Below are 17,957 nucleotides of genomic sequence, written 5' to 3'. Positions count from 1 at the left end.
CCGATCGCCCTAGCGGTCGGCTCCAGCTTCTCGAGAGAACTCCAGGATCCGGTTGCGCCCCTGCTCGGCGACCAGATAGTGGCCGTCGCCACGGCGGATCAGGGTCTGCGCCGAGCGCAGGTGCGAGAGCACCGTGACCAGGTGGCCGTCGGGCTCGACCAGCAGCACCCGGGCGCCGTGGGTGGCATCCTCGGTGATCCACAGGCCATCGGCCGAGCACTGCACGAAACCGGGGGCGTCGAGGCCCGTGGCGACCAGGGTGTCTGCACCCCCGGGTTGCCACTGCTTGACCCAGCCCTTGGCCTTTTCGGTATAGAACAGCCGGCCATCCGGGCAGCGCGCCACCCCTTCGCCTTCTTCCAGGCCCTCGCGCAGCACCGCCAGGCGTCGCTGTACCGGGTCGTAGCTGAGCAGACGCCCGCGCGGCAGGTCCTCGATGGCATAGAGGGTCTGGCCATCGGTGGCGACGCCCTCGACATCGTTACCGTCGAACAGGGCGTCGCGATGCCCGTCGCGCAGGAGAAACACCGGCAGCGGACCGCCTTCCTGGCTGACCACCAGACCGCCCTGGAACATCACCAGGCCATCCGGCTTGGACAGCTCGCCCAGCACCGGCTGGCGCTCGCCATTGGCCAGCAGGCGCAGCAGGCTGCCGCGGCGACTGGAGAACTCCTGGGTGACGAACAGGCTGCCATCGGCATCCACGGCCAGGGCACTGACCATGGGGATGTCGGCGGCGAATTCCCGGTAGCTCCAGCCCGCGGCGGCACTCACCGGATGGAAATGCCGCCAGGCCGGATAGGCGAAGCCCGCGGCCAGCACAACGACACCCAGCGCCAGACCCTGGCGCCAGCCCAGGCGCGAAACACGTCGCATGGCGACCTCTCGAGGTTGGGGGATGACCCTGCAGTCTAGCGGCCCGCGCGTGAAGATTCCGTCGCCGGCACCCTGGGTGAGGGTGCCGGCGGGGCGGCGCCTCAGGCGGTGAGGAAGGCCTCGGTCAGCTTGACCCAGTAGCGCGCGCCCACCGGCAGCAGGGCGTCGTTGAAGTCGTAGGCCGCGTTGTGCAGGTTGGCGCTCGGCCCGTTGCCGACGAACAGGTAGCAGCCGGGCACCTGCTGCAGCATGTAGGCGAAGTCCTCGCTGGCCGGGATGGGCGCGAAGGGATGCAGGGCCTCGGCGCCGAAGTGCTCGACCGCCACCTGGCGGGCGAAGGCGGTGGGGCTGTCATGGTTGACCAGCACCGGATAGCCACGCTGGTAGTCCAGTTCGGCCGTGGCGCCGAAGCTTTCCGCCTGGGCGCGCACCAGGGCGCCGATGCGCTGCTCCAGCAGGTCGCGGGTGCTGTCCTGGAAGGCGCGGATGGTGAGCTTCATCTCCACCGCGTCGGGGATGACGTTGGAGGCCTCGCCGCCGTGGATGCTGCCCACGGTGACCACCGCGGTGTCCAGCGGCGCCACGTTGCGCGAGACCACGGTTTGCAGCGCCATCACCGTGGCCGCGCTGGCGACGATGGGGTCGACGGCCTTGTCCGGTACCGCGCCGTGGCCGCCCTGGCCACGGATGCGCAGCAGGGCGGTATCCGAGGAGGCCATGGCGGCGCCGTCGACAAAGCAGAACTTGCCGGTGGGCACGCCGGGCATGTTGTGCAGGCCGAATACCTGGTCGCAGGGGAACAGCTCGAAGAGGCCGTCCTGCATCATCTTCAGGGCGCCGCCCAGGCCTTCCTCGGCTGGCTGGAAGATCAGGTGCAGGGTGCCGTCGAAGGCGCGGGTCTCGGCCAGGCAGCGGGCGGCGGTGAGCAGGGTGGTGGTGTGGCCGTCGTGACCGCAGGCGTGCATGCGTCCGGGGTGCTGGCTGGCGTAGTCGAGCCCGGTGGTTTCCAGGATCGGCAGGGCGTCCATGTCGGCGCGGATGCCCAGCACCTTGCTGCCGCTGCCGGCGCGCAGGGTACCGACCACTCCGGTACCACCCAGACCGCGATGGACTTCGTAACCCCAACCTTCGAGGGCGGCAGCCACCAGGTCGCTGGTGCGCTGCTCCTGGTAGCCCAGTTCGGGATGGCGGTGGATGTCGCGGCGCAGGGCGACCATTTCCGGCAGGTAGCCGGCGATGTGACGGGCGGTGGCGTCTTGATCCGCAGCGGTGGCAAGGCTCATGGCGATCTCTCTCAGTCCAGGTGGCGTTCGGGATAGCTCAGCAATGCCAGCCATCCTATCAGCAGCATGACGATCAGGTACCAGGCCGGGGCGAGCGGGCTGCCGGTGGCCTCGATCAGCCAGGTGGCGATGAACTGGGCGGTGCCGCCGAACAACGTCACCGCCAGGGCGTAGGTCATGGCCAGGCCCGTGGCGCGCACCGGCCGCGGCAATCCGGCGAGGATCAGCAGCAGACCGGCGGTCATGTTGACGCTCATGGCGGTGATCACCACGAAGCGAGCGGCGAAGGCCAGGCCCTGGGTGGTGGGGTCGTTCAACCAGACGAAGGCCGGGTAGATGCCCAGCAGGGCCACCGCCAGGCTGACCAGGGCCACCGGCTTGTAGCGGCCGAAGCGGTCCAGCAGCAGGCCGGCGGCCAGGGCGGCGGCCATCTGTACCGCGCTGGAGGCCACCCCGGCCAGGTAGGCGCTGGTGGCCGGCAGGCCGACGATGCGGGTCATGTAGGTGGGCATGTAGAACTGCATCAGGTAGGTCAGCAGGGTGGCCGACATCACGATCAACAGACCTAGGCCGAAGCGCCGCGGATGCTCGCGCAGGAAGGCGCGCACCGGACCGCCCTCGACCGCGCCGGCGCCGCGCCAGGTCTCGACCACTTGGCGGCGGATATAGAGGCCGACCGGGATGATCAGCAGCCCGACCAGGAAGGGGATACGCCAGCCCCAGGCGTGCAGCTCGGCCTCGGACAGGCTGCGGGTGAGCAGGGCGCCCAAGGCGGCGCCGAGCAGGGCACTGCCGCCCTGGCTGATCACCTGCCAGCTGACATGGAAGCCGCGCCGGCCGGGGCTGGCCGATTCCAGCAGCAGGGTGGTGGCGGCGCCTATCTCGCCGCCGGCGGAAAAGCCCTGCAGTAGGCGCCCCAGGAGCAGGATCAGCGGTGCGGCGAGGCCGATCTGGGCGTGGGTCGGGGTAAAGGCGATCAGGGCGCTGCCCAGGCCCATCAGGGAGATGGTCAGCAGCATGGCCTGCTTGCGGCCGTGACGGTCGGCATAGGCGCCCAGCACCATGCTGCCCAGCGGCCGCATGACGAAGCCGACGCCAAAGACCCCGACCGCCATCAGCAGGGAGCCGTAGGGGGTATCCGAGGGGAAATAGAGCTGGCCGATGATGGCGGCGAAAAAGCTGAACACCGTGAAGTCGAACATCTCCAGGCCGTTGCCGAGGCTGGCCGCGGCGATCAGCTTGGCGCGCGAGGGCGGGGCGGTGGTTGCCTGAGCGGCCGGGGTGGAGGACGTCGGAAGAGCCTGGGCCATGGTGCGTTCCTCTGCACTGAGATGAATGCGTAGCTATGCAAATGATGGTCCGGTACGCGAGAGTCGCAAGGCAGAGCCCTGGCGCCGGACGAGTGGTCGCTGCCTGCGCCAGCCTGGTGCAGGAAGCGGCGTCCTTGCAGCCTAGTCGAAGCGCCGAGTGCGGCTGGCGCTCTCTCATAAATCCGTCACAATGCCCGCCTAGAGTGCCCGCTTGCGCCTGAGCGTCGGCGGCCCAGGCCCGTCTCCCATCCCCGCGAGGAATCCGGCATGTACGTCAAAGGTCCGCTGACCGCTGTGGCGCTCGCTCTGGCGCTGAGTGGCACGACCGCTCGGGCCGAGGGCGTCGACCCGGCCATCCCCGACTACCAGAAGGTGAGCGGGGTCTCCGGCAATCTGTCGAGCGTGGGTTCCGACACCCTGGCCAACCTGGTGACGCTCTGGGCCGAGAGCTACAAGCGCGAGTATCCCAACCTCAACATCCAGATCCAGGCGGCCGGCTCGTCCACCGCGCCGCCGGCGCTCATCGAGGGCACGGCCAGCATCGGCCCCATGAGTCGCAAGATGAAGGACGCCGAGTTGCAGGCCTTCGAGCAGCGTTTCGGCTACCAGCCCACCGCGGTGCCGGTAGCCATCGATGCCCTGGCGATCTTCGTCAACAAGGACAACCCGCTGCGCCAGCTGACCCTGGAGCAGGTCGATGCGATCTTTTCCAGCACCCGCCTCTGCGGTGGCCCGCGCGAACTCAAGACCTGGGGTGACCTGGGGCTGACCGGTGACTGGGCCAAGCGGCCGATCCAGCGATTCGGTCGCAATTCGGTGTCGGGCACCTACGGCTATTTCAAGGAAGCGGCGCTGTGCCGTGGCGACTTCCGCGCCAACGTCAACGAACAGCCCGGGTCGGCCTCGGTGGTCCAGGCCATCAGCCAGTCCCTCGGTGGCATCGGCTACTCCGGCATCGGCTACCAGACCGCCAGCGTCCACACCGTGGCCCTGGCCCGGCAAGGCACCACCGACTACGTCGAGGACAACCAGGAAAACACCCTGTCCGGGCGCTATCCCCTGGCGCGCTATCTCTACGTCTATGTGAACAAGGCGCCCAATCGCCCGCTCGACCCCCTGGAAGGGGAATTCCTGCGGCTGATCCTCTCGCGCAAGGGGCAGGAGGCCGTGGTCAAGGATGGCTACATTCCCTTGCCGGCCCCGGTGGTGCAGCAGGCGTTGAAGACCCTGGGCTACTGAGCGCCTGGCGCCCGGTCGCTGCCACGGTGGTAGCGGCTGCGGCCGCCCATTCGCTGTAACCTTTCTGTCACACGACGTGATTAGGCTCTGCGCCATGAAATCCCCGGTACCCCCGTCCCTGCCCGATCCTCGCGGCCCTGCTCGGCTGGACTTCAACACGCCCGCACTACGCCGGCGGCGACGTTGGCGGGCCCTGCAGGATCGACTGGTACGAGGGTCCGTGCTGGTGGGCGGCCTTGCCGTCCTGGCCACCATCACCCTGATCTTCTTCTATCTGGCCTATGTGGTACTGCCGCTGTTGCGCGGCGCCAGTCTCGAAGCGCAGCCGCTGCCCCAGCCCAGCTGGTTGGCCGCCGCTGGCGCACCGCTGCTGTTGGGTATCGATGAGCAGAATCGCCTCGGCCTGCACCTCTCCCGCGCTGGCGAGGCGGTGTTCTTCACCCTGGCCGACGGCCAGCCGATCACGCGCGAGCGCCTGCCGCTGCCGCCCGGGGTGGCCATCACCAGCCAGGCCCAGGACGCCCCCCGCGGGCTGATCGCCCTGGGCCTGTCCGATGGCCGCGTGCTGGTGGCGCACAAGCGCTATGTCTCCCGCTATCCCCAGGGTAGCCGTGTCATCACCCCCGAGCTCGACTTCCCCTACGGGCGCGAGCCGCTGGACCTGGGCGCTCCGCGCGCGGCCCTGGACCGCGTCGCCATCGCCGGTGACGATGACCTGCTGGTGCTCGCCGGCGCTCAGGGCAATCGGGTAACGGCGCTGCGACTCGCCGGACTGGCGCCACCGGTGACCGGCGACGCGGCGAGCCCGGTGCGGAGCTCTACCCAATTCGGTCCGCTCAATGCCGCCGCCAAGGCCCTCTACCTGGATCCGCGCGGCCATTGGCTCTATGCCCTCAATGGCCGCGCCCAGGCGGATGTCTTCGATCTGCGCGACGGCAGTCTCAACGGCCACTACAAGCTGCTCGACGCAGCCGATGACGAGATCACCGCCAGCGCCCAGCTGCTTGGCGGCGTGTCGCTGCTGGTGGGCACCGCCAAGGGCGGCATCGGCCAATGGTTCATGGTCCGCGGCCCGGATGGCGAGCCGGTGCTGCGGCACATCCGCAGCTTCCAGCTGGGCGCTGCGCCCATCGTCCAGCTGGTGCCCGAACAGCGGCGCAAGGGCTTTCTGGCGCTGGACGCCACAGGCGAGCTCGGCGTCTTCCACAGCACCGCCGGGCGTACCCTGCTGCGCGAGCAGATCGCGCCGACTGCCGGGATGCTGGCCCTGTCGCCCCGGGCCGATCGCCTGCTGCTGGAAGCGGACGGCCGGCTGCTCGGCTTCAACCTGGACAATCCGCACCCGGAAGTCTCCTGGTCGGCGCTGTGGGGCAAGGTCTGGTACGAGAATTACGAGGCGCCGGCGCGGGTCTGGCAGTCGAGTGCGGCCACCACTGATTTCGAACCCAAGCTGAGCCTGGCACCGCTGACCTTCGGCACCCTCAAGGCGGCCTTCTACGCCATGCTGTTCGCCGCGCCCCTGGCCATCGCCGCGGCGGTCTACACCGCCTACTTCATGGCGCCGCGCATGAGGCGCACGGTCAAGCCGGTCATCGAGCTGATGGAGGCCCTGCCCACGGTGATCCTCGGCTTCTTCGCCGGCCTGTTCCTGGCACCCTTCGTGGAAAATCACCTGCCGGGGCTGTTCAGCCTGTTGTTGCTCCTGCCGCTGGGCATCCTGGCGGCGGGTTTCGGCTGGTCGCGGCTGCCGCTAAGTCTGCGCGAGCGGATCCCGGAGGGCTGGGAGAGCCTGCTGCTGCTCCCGGTGGTGCTGCTGACCACGGCGCTGGCACTCTCGCTCAGTCCCTGGCTGGAAGAGCTGCTGTTCGCCGGCGACCTGCGTCTCTGGCTGAGCCAGGAGCTGGGCATCGCCTACGACCAGCGCAACGCCCTGATCGTCGGGCTGGCCATGGGCTTCGCCGTCATTCCCAACATCTTCTCCATCGCCGAGGACGCCATCTACAGCGTGCCACGCAGCCTGACCCTGGGCTCCCTGGCCCTGGGCGCTACCCCCTGGCAGACCCTGACGCGGGTGGTGCTGCTCACCGCCAGCCCCGGCATCTTCTCAGCGCTGATGATCGGCCTGGGCCGCGCCGTGGGCGAGACCATGATCGTGCTCATGGCCACCGGCAACACCCCGATCATGGATGCCAACCTGTTCGAGGGCATGCGTACCCTGGCCGCCAACATCGCCGTCGAGATGCCCGAATCCGAGGTGGGCGGTACCCATTACCGGCTGCTGTTCCTGGCCGCGCTGGTGCTGCTCAGCTTCACCTTCCTGATGAATACCCTGGCCGAGCTGATCCGCCAGCGGCTGAGGAAAAAGTATGCGGCGCTCTGAATCAAGCGCGTCGCAGGGACGAGGCGTCGTGAAGCGGCGCTCTCTTGGCCACTGGCTGCGCGGCGGCGCGCCTGGCGTCTGGCTCAGCGGCGGCGCCGTGGCCATCGCCGTGCTCATGACCCTGGGGCTGATCGGCATCATCGCCGTGCGCGGCCTGGCGCATTTCTGGCCGGCCGAGGTGGTACAGGCGCGCTACACGCCGCCGGGTCTCGAACCGCGGCTGGTGCTGGGCGAGGTGGTGGAGCGCGAAGCGGTATCGGCGGCGCGTCTGCAGAGTGCCGGAATGACCTTGCCGGCTGGCAGCGGTGAAACCCTGACCCGCGAACTCTTCAAGCTGGGCAATCGCGACCTCTATGGCAGCGATTTCGTCTGGCTGATCGGTGACTGGCTGCAGGATCCGCAGACCCCCGCCGACGTCCTGGTGCTGGAGCGCCGCGAATGGGGCAACTTCTACGGCTATGCGCTGGAGGTGCGCGAAGAGGGGCGCCAGGTGGCCAAGGGCGCGGCGGCCGTGCCCGAATTGCAGCGCCGGCTGCTGCGCACCCGTGACCTGAGCGAGCGCCTGGAGCGCCTGGAAAAGCATGACATTGGCAGCGTCAATCATGCGCTGGAGCGGCTGCGCCTGGAGGGCCGTGGCCTGGAGCTGGACGGCCGCCTCGATGCCACCGCCCAGGCCGATCTCGCCGCGCGCCGTACCGAACTCGAAGCGCGTTACAGCGACCTGGAAGACCAGCTGGCCGGCCTGCGCCAGGAGCGGCGGCGCGACAGCGTGGTGCTGCGCGACGTCGAGGGCCGCACCCTGGAGCTCAACCTTGCTCGCATCGTGCGCGCCTACCAGCCCAACGCCATGGGCGTGGGCGCCAAGCTCGGCTTCTATGGCAGCAAGCTGTGGGAGTTCCTCAGCGCCGATCCGCGCGAGGCCAACACCGAGGGCGGCGTCTTCCCGGCCATCTTCGGCACCGTGATGATGACCCTGCTGATGGCGGTGATCGTCACCCCCTTTGGCGTCATCGCCGCCATCTACCTGCGCGAATACGCTCGCCAGGGGCCACTGACCCGCACCATCCGCATCGCCGTCAACAACCTCGCCGGGGTGCCGGCCATCGTCTATGGCGTCTTCGGCCTGGGCTTCTTCGTCTATGTGCTGGGCGGCTCCCTGGACCAGCTGTTCTTCCAGGCCAGCCTGCCCGCGCCGACCTTTGGCACCCCGGGCCTGCTATGGGCCTCGCTGACCCTGGCGATCCTCGCCGTACCGGTGGTGATCGTCGCCACCGAGGAAGGCCTGGCACGGATTCCCCGCAGCATCCGCGAAGGCTCCCTGGCGCTGGGTGCCACCCAGGCCGAGACCCTGTGGAAGGTGGTGCTGCCGCTGGCCAGCCCGGCGATGATGACCGGTCTGATCCTGGCGATGGCCCGGGCCGCCGGCGAGGTGGCGCCGCTGATGCTGGTGGGGGTGGTCAAGCTGGCGCCCTCGCTGCCGCTGGACGGCAACTATCCCTATCTGCACCTGGACCAGAAGATCATGCACCTGGGCTTCCACATCTATGACGTTGGCTTCCAGAGCCCCAACGTGGAAGCCGCCCGCCCGCTGGTCTACGCCACCGCGCTATTGCTGGTGCTGGTGATCGCCGGGCTGAATGTGTCCGCCGTGTTGCTGCGCAACCGGCTGCGCGAAAAATACCGGCTGCTGGAAGATTAACGGCTACGGCCGAGGAGACCCCATGCCTTCCGATTCCTCCATCTTCAGAACCGCCGCCGCCTACGCGGCCAGCGCCCAGCCGGCGGCGAGCGAAGGTGGCGTGGCCCTGTCGGTGCCGCGGCTCAACCTCTTTTATGGAAAGAAGCAGGTGCTGCAGGACATCGCCCTGGAGATCCCGCGCCAGCGCGTCACCGCCTTCATCGGTCCCAGCGGCTGTGGCAAGTCGACCCTGCTGCGCTGCTTCAATCGCATGAACGATCTGGTGGAAGACTGCCGCATCGAGGGCGAAATCCTGCTCGATGGCCAGAACATCTATGCCCGCGGCACCGAGATCGCCGAGCTGCGGCGGCGGGTGGGCATGGTGTTCCAGAAGCCCAATCCCTTTCCCAAAAGCATCTACGAAAACGTGGTCTATGGCCTGCGCATCCAGGGCATCAAGCAGAAGCGGGTGCTCGACGAGGCGGTGGAATGGGCGCTGCACGGCGCGGCGCTGTGGGACGAGGTCAAGGACCGTCTGCACGAGTCGGCCCTGGGCCTCTCCGGCGGCCAGCAGCAGCGGCTGGTGATCGCCCGCACCATCGCCGTGCAGCCCGATGTGCTGCTGCTCGACGAGCCGTGCTCGGCGCTGGACCCCATCTCCACCCTCAAGGTGGAAGAGCTGATCCACGAACTGAAACAGCGCTACACCATCGTCATCGTCACCCACAACATGCAGCAGGCGGCGCGGGTGTCCGACTACACCGCCTTCATGTACATGGGCCAGCTGGTCGAACACGGCGACACCGATACCCTCTTCACCAATCCGGCGAAGCGGCAGACCGAAGACTACATCACCGGCCGCTACGGCTAGTTCCAGGCAGACCGGTGCCCACCCGGCGACTCGATCCTCTCAGGCAGGACTGACAGCATGATCAACAAAGACGGTCACACGCAGCACATCTCCCAGCAATACAACGTCGAACTGGAGGAGGTCCGCAGTCACCTGCTGGCCATGGGCGGTCTGGTGGAAAAGCAGGTCAGCGACGCCGTGCGCGCGGTGATCGACGCCGATGCCGGTCTGGCTCGCCAGGTGCGCACCATCGACGACCAGATCGACATCATGGAGCGCGGCATCGACGAGGAATGCCTGCGCATCCTGGCCCGTCGTCAGCCGGCGGCATCCGACCTGCGCCTGATCATCAGCATCTCCAAGTCGGTGATCGACCTGGAGCGCATCGGTGACGAAGCCTCGAAGATTGCCCGCCGTGCCATCGAGCTGACCGAGGACGGCGAGGCCCCGCGTGGCTACGTCGAGGTCCGCCACATCGGCGAGCAGGTGCGCAAGATGGTCCACCAGTCGCTGGACGCCTTCGCCCGCTTCGACGCCGAGCTGGCCCTGTCGGTGGCCCAGTACGACAAGCTGATCGACCGCGAGTACAAGTCCGCCCTGCGCGAGCTGGCCACCTACATGATGGAAGACCCGCGCTCCATCTCCCGGGTACTGAGCATCATCTGGGTACTGCGCTCCCTGGAGCGGGTCGGTGACCATGCGCGCAACATCGCCGAACTGGTGATCTACCTGGTGCAGGGTACCGATGTACGGCACATGGGCCTCAAGCGCATGGCCGAAGAGGTCAACCGGTCGCGGGAATGATCCGCCCGGTCACTCCCCGGGTAGCGTCCCGGAGCTGCCTGCTATGCTGCAAGACTTGGCATGGAGTGACCGATGAGCAAGTTGAACGTACTGGTTGTGGACGATGCGCCCTTCATCCGCGATCTGATCAAGAAGGGCCTGCGCAATCTGTTTCCCGGGCTCGCGGTGGATGAGGCGGCCGATGGTCGCCGCGCCCAGACGATACTCGGCAAGCAGCGTTTCGACCTCATCCTCTGCGATTGGGAAATGCCCGGCATGACCGGCCTGGAACTGCTGACCTGGTTTCGTGCCCAGCCGGACCACAAGGGCGTGCCCTTCATCATGGTCACCAGCCGCGGCGACAAGGAAAACGTCGTCCAGGCCATCCAGGCCGGCGTGTCCGACTACATGGGCAAGCCCTTCTCCAACGAGCAACTGGCCGCCAAGGTCAAGAAGGCCCTGCAGCGCACCGGCAAGCTGGCCGAGCTGCAGGCCGGGGCCCAACCGCGCCCGGCCACCGGTTTCGCCAACGATTCTCTCGGTGCCCTGACCGCCGGCCGTAGCGAGGTGGTCCAGCCGACCGCCGCGCCCGCCGCCGCACCGGTCGCTTCCTCCAGTGCCGCCTTGCTCACTGGCGCTGCGCCGTCGGCTCCCACCCGGGGCAAGGCCGCTCCCAACTTCGGTCAGGGGCAACTGCGTCTGCCCAACGCCAGCATGGCCTGCCTGATCAAGGCCATTAGCATCAAGGAGGCCCTGCTGGTGGTCCGTCGGGGTGATCCGCTACCGCAAATTCTGGAAACTGCCGTGCTCGACCTGGAGCAGGGCGAAGACGGCGGTGACGTGGCACGTCTCAACGGCTACCTGCATTCGCTGACCGCGGTGGAAGCGACGCCGGCCAGCGAGTGGGTGCAGGTCAATTTCCGCTTCATCGACCGTGACCCGGCCAAGCTCGACTATCTGTCGCGGCTGATCGCCAAGGGCACCGCCCAGCGGCACTACGTGCCGGGCGCCTAGGGCAGGGTGGCGCCATGAGGGGGCTGGCACGGAGACTGCTTGAGGCGGTGATACCGCGGATTTCTGACGTCCTGCCCATGCCCCTCGTCCATCGCCTGTTGCTGCTGTCGCTCGCGCTGTCCGGTACCGCCCTGGCGGCGCCCATCTACAAGTACGTCGATGCCAATGGCGTGGTCACCTACACCGACAAGGCGCAGAAGGGCGCCAAGGTGATGACCTTCAGCGACGACCCCATCGAGCGGCTGGACCAGCGGGTCAAGCTGCAGCCGCGGCACTATGCCGGTGGCACGGTGCTGGAGGTGCGCAACGACAGTTTCCTGCCGGTGACCGTGACCCTGCGCCTCTCGGCGTTGCAGAACGTCAGCGGCGTGGGCGAGGCGCCGATCCGCAAGGTGCTGCCGGCGCGCAGCCTGACCCGCCTGGCTACCCTGGTCGCCCCCGATCCAAGCCGTCCGCAGCGCTACACCCCCCAGCTCACCACCCTGATGGGTAGCGCCACGCCGGTCTTCACCGCGGGCTTCGCCTATCCCTTGCCCTGGCTGGGCGGGCCCTTCAGCGTCAGCCAGGGCGCTGGCGGCGGTTTCAGCCACCACACCCCCAAGAGTCGCTATGCGGTGGACATTGCCATGCCCGAGGGTACGCCCATCGTGGTCTCGCGCAGCGGCCAGGTGGTCGAGGTGGAGACCGGCCAGGACGGCCGCGGCAACCATCCTTCCGGCAACTTCGTCCGCATCCTCCATGACGACGGCACCATGAGCGTCTATCTGCACCTGCAGCGCGGCTCGATCAAGGTCAGCGAAGGGCAGTGGGTGCGCACCGGACAGGCGCTGGCCGCTTCCGGCAACACCGGACGCAGCACCGGGCCGCACCTGCATTTCGTGGTCCAGCGCAATACCGGCGAGGCCGTCGAGTCCATTCCCTTCCGCTTCGCCCAGGCGGTGGACAGCCTGCCGAATTTCGCCGTCGGCGGTCCCTGATCCTCGGCGCTTGTCAGATAGAACCCGCTAGCCCTGGGCGTTGAGATATTCGCTGGGCGATACGCCCAGCACCCGGCGAAACATCCGGGTAAAGGCCGAGGGTGAGGCATAGCCCAGATCCAGGGCGACGCGGGTCACCGGCTCGCCCGCGGCCAGGCGTGGCAGGGCCAGCATCAGCCGGGTGTGCTGGCGCCAAGTGGAGAAGCTGGTGCCGGTTTCCTTGAGGAAGAGTCGCGCCAGGCTGCGCGAGCAGAGGTGCAGCTGCTGCGCCCAGGTCTCCAGCGCCGTGTCGTTGGCGGGATCGGCGTGCAGGCTGGTCTGGATGGTCTGCAGCCGGCGATCGGCCAGCGCCGGCAGGTGCAGCGCGGTCTCTTCGAGAAACACCAGTTCCGCCAGCATCAGCGCCCGCACATGCCTGCCCAGCTCTGCCTCGCCATAGGAGGCGCCGCCCCGGCGCAGGCAGCGCAGCAGTTCGCGCAGCAGCGGCGAGATGAGCACCATGCGGGTGGCCGACTGCGGGCAGGGCAGGCCGCTCGGCAGCTCGATCACCACCACCTGCAGGGTGGCTTCGCCATTGGCCCGCGCCTGGTGCTCGATGCGCGGGGGAATCCAGATCGCCTGCTTGGGCGGGACGTACCAGACCCCTTCGTGAGTGGTGACCTCCAGCACACCGTTGACCGTGTACATCAGGTGCGCCTGATCGTGGACATGCGGCGGCCACACCTGGCCATGGACGAAGGTGTTGAGCTGGGACACCAGGGGCCCGGCGGCGGGGACGGGGGCGTCCGCGGCCACGCTCCGCGCCGGGTCGATTGTCTGTTCCTGCATAGCGGCTGTCCGTTTCGGTTGGGCATCGTCAAGGCGCTAGGGCCTAACCTGCAGCACTATGGCCGGAGCATTAGGCGAGCCCAGGGGTGATCCCTCTGCACGCCGAAGACATGCCTCTCGCGGGAGTGTCGCACAGAACACCCGCCGCTTGGCTGACCTGCCTGAACCGTCAGGCCTGTATTTTGAACTACCGTCCGATCGGTGACAGCGTGGCACAGGGATTTGAGTGCCTCGCTTTTTTATTCATGACGATGCTTTGCCAGCGGCTTCACAAAGCCAAGGTTTGGGCATCGCTCACGCGCTGCGGCTTTGTTAGCGTCTGTCCTTGCCCATCATGGTGGCCCTATGCCATGGACCGACGCCTGACCGCCCTGATCACCTGCCTGACCCTCGCCCTGGCCGTGCCCGCCGTTGCACCGGCCGCCGAGTCGGCGACCCTGACCAAGACCTCTGCCAAGAGCCAGGCCCGCAAGGGGCAGGTCAAGCTCAAGGTCCGCAACGCCAGCGAGGGTCGCATCTTCGAAGTCCGCAACGATTTCGACGTGCCCGTACGCGTCGAACTGCGCCTGCAACGCACCGTGAACGTGGCCGGCGCCGAACGGCCGATCCGTCAGGTCGTGGCGCCGCGCTCCACCGTGCAGCTGGCGGTGATTCGCAAGCGCCAGCAGGGCTTTCCCATGCACTTCGACCAGTCGTTCAACTATAGCCCGCAGCTGGCCGTCGGCACCCTGCCGCCGCTGGCGGACGGCGCTCCGAGCGCGACCGGCAGCGGACTGGGCTACGGCTACGCCTGGCCCTGGCGGGAGGGGAACTACTACGTGACCCAGGGCGCCGGGGGTGATTTCAGTCACCACACGCCCAAGGGCCGCTATGCAGTGGACATCGCCATGCCCGAGGGCACGCCGATCAGCGCCGCCCGCGCCGGCACGGTGATCGACGTGGAAAACGGCCAGTTCGGCCATGGCCCCAGTCCGTCGGGCAACTTCGTGCGCATCGCCCACGAAGACGGCAGTCAGAGCGCCTATCTGCACCTGCGCCGCGGCTCGGTCAAGGTGCGTCCCGGCGAGCGGGTGGAGATCGGTACGCCCCTGGCGGAGTCCGGCAATACCGGACGCAGCACCGGCCCCCATCTGCACTTCGTGGTCCAGGCTCGCGAAGGCGGCGAAATGGTCTCCATTCCCTTCCGCTTCGTGCGGCCGCTGGCGGCGCTGCCCAACATGGCGCTGGGCGACCGCTGAGACCCACGGGAAAGGCGTTCCCACTATAGCGTCGCCGCCTGTCTGGCAGGCGGTCAGGGGCGCCGCCGCGCCTAGAAATCCATTGCCAGGCACCGGGCAGGTGGCGTTATGCTATCACTTGCCTTTTCCCGTCTAGCCCGCTGGTCTTCCAGCTGCCTATCACTCTCCAGGCCGTGGACGCTGCCCATGAATGGACTTTTAGTCGCCTTGCGCGCCTGTAGGCATCGCCATGCTCTCTGTCTGTTGCTGCTGTTGATCGCCTTCGACTGCCGGGCGCAGGTGCTGCTGCTCGACGATCCCGCCCGCACCTACGATCCGCGGCCAGTATTGGAAATCCTCAAGGCGCCGGCCAGCCTGAGTTTCGCCGAGGCCGCTGCCCGACCCAGCGGAACGGAACAGGGCTGGCATGCGCCTGGCGTGCTGGAGATGCTGCTTCACGACGGGCGCCAGGGACTCTGGCTGCGCTTTTGCATCCAGGGGCGCGATGACCAGGCCTGGTGGCTGATTCCCAGCTGGCCGGTGCTGGATCGGCTCGACGTGCGCACGCGCGACAGCGCTGGCCGCTGGAGCCCGCTGCAACGGAGTGGCATCGCCTTGCCGGTAGCGGCGCGAGCCCTGCCTGGCCGCCAGCTGATATTCGCTCTTACGCCAAAAGCCGGCGCCGTGGAAGAGGTCTATCTACGCCTGGAGTCGCGCGAGACCTTCATCCTGCCGCTGCGCCTGGTGACGCCGACCGTCTATCTGAAGGAAGCACAGCAGGATGCCTGGCTGATCGGCGGCTTCTTTGGTGGTCTGTTCACCATCCTGTTGCTGACCCTCACGCTGTGGAGCTTCGGGCGCCGCTCGGGTTTTGGCTGGTATGCCCTCTATCTGCTCAGCGTCATCGGGTATCAGGCGGTGACCACCGGCTACGGCGCCTGGCTGCTCTGGCCGGACAGTCCGGCCTTCGGCCTGCGTGCCCACCTGGTGTGTGCCGCCCTGTGCTTCCTCAGCGCGGGCCTGTTCGTCCGCTATCTGCTCAGTCTCTATCACGGTGGCCGCTGGATCGACTTTGGCAATCGCCTGCTCATCGGCTATTGGAGCGTGGCGCTGGTCGTCGCGCTGTTCTGGCCGAATCTGCTGAGCTTCCAGGAACTGCTCGGCATGATGGCGCTGAGTTGCCTGGGCCTGCTGGGCACCACCTCGTACCTGGCGCTGCATGGCAATCGCATGGCGCTGTGGTTCAGCGCCGCCTGGGCGTTGCTGCTGCTGGGCAGTCTGGTCCAGTTGCTGGCGGTCGCGGGTTGGCTGGCGCCGACGAGCCTGGCCTTCCACGGTCAGATGACCGGCTTCGCGCTGGGCTTCGTGGTCCTGTCCATAGGGCTCAGCGAGGGCCTCAGCCTGCGACGGCGCGCGCGGATCGAGGCGCAGCGCCAGGCGCTGGAAGCCTCGACCGCCCTGACGCGGGAGCGAGAGGCCTCCTTTGTCGAGCTGGAACTGCGAGTGGCGATGCGCACGGTGGAATTGCAGCAGGCCAAGGCCGCGCTGGAGCGATTGAATCGGGAGCTGCTGCATCAGAGCCAGACCGATCCCCTGACCGGGCTGAGCAATCGCCGGCATTTCGAGCGGGTCTTCCAGCAGGAGATCCGGCGCGCCATTCGCGCGGAGCGCCCGTTGGCAGTGCTGCTGCTGGACATCGATCATTTCAAGGCGGTCAACGACACCCATGGCCATACCCTGGGTGATGAATGCCTGAAGTGCGTGGCCGAGGTGCTGGGCCGGCACACCCAGCGTGCCGGCGAGGTGGCGGCGCGCTACGGCGGCGAGGAGTTCGTCATCGCCTTGCCAGGTAGCGACCTGGCGGCGGCCCAGGTGCTGGCGGAGCGCATCCGTCAGGAGGTGGCGGGGTTGGAGCTGGAAGCCGAGCAGGGGCGGTTGCGGCTGTCGCTCAGTCTTGGCGTCGCGGTGGCCGTGCCGAGCAACCTCGAACACGGCCTGGGGCTGCTGGAAGATGCCGATCGGGCGCTCTATGCCGCCAAGCGCGGCGGCCGCAACCGCGTCTGCCTGAGCGATGGCCTGCCGGGGCTGGGCAGCGGTCGCGGCTGAGGGCGCCCCTTCTCAGCGTTCTTCGGGTGAGTGCCGGCGGGCGTCCTTGGGATCCAGCTTGATGACCTTGGCCAGGACGATCTTCGGGCCCTTCATCTTCTTGACGATGATGCGCAAGCCTTCGGCGTCCAGCACCGTCTCTTCTTCCGGAACGCGCTTCAGGCTGTCGTAGATCAGGCCGGCCAGGGTTTCGGCCTCGACGTGGTCCAGGTCGATGCCCAGCAGCCGCTCGACCTTGAACAGGGGGGTGTCGCCCCGCACCAGCAGCTTGCCCGGCTGGTAGGCCACCACGCCGCGCTCGGTCTTGCGGTGTTCGTCCTGGATGTCGCCCACCAGCACCTCGAGCACGTCCTCCATGGTCAGGAAGCCGATGACCTTGTGGTCGGCTTCCTCCACCAGCACGAAGTGCGCGCCACCGCGGCGGAATTGCTCCAGCAGTTCCGACAGCGGCATGTGCTTGGTCACCCGTTCCAGCGGATGCACCAGGTCGTCGAGGTCGAAGGAGGCGACTTCGCTGTCCAGCCCGGCGATGGCCAGGAGCAGGTCCTTGATGTGCAGCACCCCGGTAAAGGTCTGGCTGTCTTCGTCATAGACCGGATAGCGGCTGTATTTGGAACGGCGGATCTGGGTGAGGATCTCGTCCAGGCTGGCCTTGCTGTCCAGGTAGATCAGGTCTTCGCGGGAGTTGGCCCAGTCCACCACCTCCAGCTCGCCCAGCTCCACGGCCGAGGCCAGCACCCGGCTGTCCGGGTCGGTGGCGCGGTTGGAGTGCAGGATCAGCTTGAGTTCGTCGCGGCTGTAGTGGTGTTCGTGGTGTGCGCCCGGCTCGCCCTGGCCGGCGATGCGCAGGATGCCGTTGGCGCTGGCATTGAGCAGCCAGATGGCCGGATACATCAGCCAGTAGAAGAGGTACAGCGGCACCGCCGTCCACAGCGAAAGCAGGTCGGGCTTGCGGATCGCCCAGGACTTGGGTGCCAGCTCGCCGACTACGATGTGCAGGTAGGAGATGATGAAGAAGGCCGAAAAGAAGGCGATGCCGTGGATCACCTCGGGGCTGTTGACCCCCACGGCACCGAGCACCGGTTCGAGCAATTCGGCGAAGGCCGGCTCGCCGACCCAGCCCAGGCCCAGAGAGGCCAGGGTGATGCCGAGCTGGCAGGCGGAGAGGTAGGCGTCGAGCTGGTTGTGCACCTTCTTGAGGATGCGTCCGCGCCAGCCGTGCTTCTTGGCGATGGCCTCCACGCGGGTAGCGCGCAGCTTGACCATGGCGAACTCGGCGGCGACGAAGAAGCCGTTGAGCAGCACGAGGAAGAAAGCAAAGAACACGAGGCCGAGATCGGCGAATAACGTCGAGGAAAGACTAGTGGAAGGGTCCATTAGGGCCGAGAGCTGGAGAAAGGTCGCCTAAGCATGGGG

General features: G+C 67.6%; 14 protein-coding genes. 9 read left to right on the top strand and 5 right to left on the bottom strand.

What is annotated here, in order from left to right; translation table 11 throughout:
• Positions 1-9: 9 nt before the first annotated feature.
• The 3 genes from APT59_RS21315 to APT59_RS21305 form a co-directional block, all read right to left on the bottom strand.
• The gene (locus tag APT59_RS21315) at positions 10-876 is read right to left on the bottom strand and encodes a hypothetical protein (RefSeq protein ID WP_059316667.1); all 867 of its coding nucleotides are present in this window, start codon (positions 874-876) and stop codon (positions 10-12) included.
• A 101-nt stretch (positions 877-977) separates the two neighbouring features.
• Positions 978-2,159, bottom strand: coding sequence for a M20 aminoacylase family protein (locus tag APT59_RS21310; RefSeq protein WP_059316666.1), 1,182 nt, complete (start codon positions 2,157-2,159; stop codon positions 978-980).
• Positions 2,160-2,170: 11 nt separating this feature from the next.
• Positions 2,171-3,469 carry an MFS transporter gene (locus tag APT59_RS21305; protein ID WP_059316665.1) on the bottom strand — a complete coding sequence of 433 codons (1,299 nt, stop codon included), beginning with the start codon at positions 3,467-3,469 and terminating at the stop codon, positions 2,171-2,173.
• A gap of 267 nt (positions 3,470-3,736) precedes the next feature.
• Here APT59_RS21305 and APT59_RS21300 point away from each other — a divergent pair, with 267 nt between their 5' ends.
• The 7 genes from APT59_RS21300 (at position 3,737) to APT59_RS21270 (ending at position 12,390) form a co-directional block, all read left to right on the top strand.
• Positions 3,737-4,708: a PstS family phosphate ABC transporter substrate-binding protein gene (locus APT59_RS21300; RefSeq protein ID WP_059316664.1), complete on the top strand. Its 972-nt coding sequence runs from the start codon at positions 3,737-3,739 to the stop codon at positions 4,706-4,708.
• Positions 4,709-4,802: 94 nt separating this feature from the next.
• The gene (locus APT59_RS21295; RefSeq protein ID WP_059316663.1) at positions 4,803-7,088 is read left to right on the top strand and encodes an ABC transporter permease subunit; all 2,286 of its coding nucleotides are present in this window, start codon (positions 4,803-4,805) and stop codon (positions 7,086-7,088) included.
• Between the two features lie 28 nt (positions 7,089-7,116).
• The gene (gene pstA, locus APT59_RS21290; protein WP_174523155.1) at positions 7,117-8,787 is read left to right on the top strand and encodes a phosphate ABC transporter permease PstA; all 1,671 of its coding nucleotides are present in this window, start codon (positions 7,117-7,119) and stop codon (positions 8,785-8,787) included.
• Positions 8,788-8,809: 22 nt separating this feature from the next.
• Positions 8,810-9,637 (top strand): phosphate ABC transporter ATP-binding protein PstB, encoded by an 828-nt coding sequence (gene pstB / locus APT59_RS21285; protein ID WP_156428981.1) that lies wholly within the window; start codon positions 8,810-8,812, stop codon positions 9,635-9,637.
• A gap of 57 nt (positions 9,638-9,694) precedes the next feature.
• Positions 9,695-10,420 (top strand): phosphate signaling complex protein PhoU, encoded by a 726-nt coding sequence (gene phoU / locus APT59_RS21280; RefSeq protein ID WP_059316661.1) that lies wholly within the window; start codon positions 9,695-9,697, stop codon positions 10,418-10,420.
• Between the two features lie 72 nt (positions 10,421-10,492).
• The gene (locus tag APT59_RS21275) at positions 10,493-11,413 is read left to right on the top strand and encodes a response regulator (protein ID WP_059316660.1); all 921 of its coding nucleotides are present in this window, start codon (positions 10,493-10,495) and stop codon (positions 11,411-11,413) included.
• Between the two features lie 77 nt (positions 11,414-11,490).
• The gene (locus APT59_RS21270; RefSeq protein WP_059316659.1) at positions 11,491-12,390 is read left to right on the top strand and encodes a peptidoglycan DD-metalloendopeptidase family protein; all 900 of its coding nucleotides are present in this window, start codon (positions 11,491-11,493) and stop codon (positions 12,388-12,390) included.
• Positions 12,391-12,417: 27 nt separating this feature from the next.
• Here the strand turns inward: APT59_RS21270 and APT59_RS21265 are convergent, their stop codons facing one another.
• Positions 12,418-13,218: a helix-turn-helix domain-containing protein gene (locus APT59_RS21265; RefSeq protein ID WP_059316658.1), complete on the bottom strand. Its 801-nt coding sequence runs from the start codon at positions 13,216-13,218 to the stop codon at positions 12,418-12,420.
• A 350-nt stretch (positions 13,219-13,568) separates the two neighbouring features.
• Here APT59_RS21265 and APT59_RS21260 point away from each other — a divergent pair, with 350 nt between their 5' ends.
• Together APT59_RS21260 and APT59_RS21255 are read left to right on the top strand one after the other, a co-directional pair.
• Positions 13,569-14,456: a M23 family metallopeptidase gene (locus APT59_RS21260; RefSeq protein ID WP_059316657.1), complete on the top strand. Its 888-nt coding sequence runs from the start codon at positions 13,569-13,571 to the stop codon at positions 14,454-14,456.
• 186 nt (positions 14,457-14,642) lie between these two features.
• Positions 14,643-16,541, top strand: coding sequence for a sensor domain-containing diguanylate cyclase (locus APT59_RS21255; protein WP_059316656.1), 1,899 nt, complete (start codon positions 14,643-14,645; stop codon positions 16,539-16,541).
• Positions 16,542-16,553: 12 nt separating this feature from the next.
• On the opposite strand, the gene APT59_RS21250 is transcribed toward APT59_RS21255, so the two are convergent.
• Complete coding sequence (locus APT59_RS21250) at positions 16,554-17,918, bottom strand: hemolysin family protein (protein ID WP_059316655.1); 1,365 nt, start codon at positions 17,916-17,918, stop codon at positions 16,554-16,556.
• Positions 17,919-17,957 lie beyond the last annotated feature (39 nt).

This window comes from Pseudomonas oryzihabitans, assembly GCF_001518815.1.
GTDB classification, from domain to species: Bacteria; Pseudomonadota; Gammaproteobacteria; order Pseudomonadales; family Pseudomonadaceae; genus Chryseomonas; species Chryseomonas oryzihabitans_E.
This window is presented reverse-complemented; position numbering and strand designations above follow the sequence as displayed.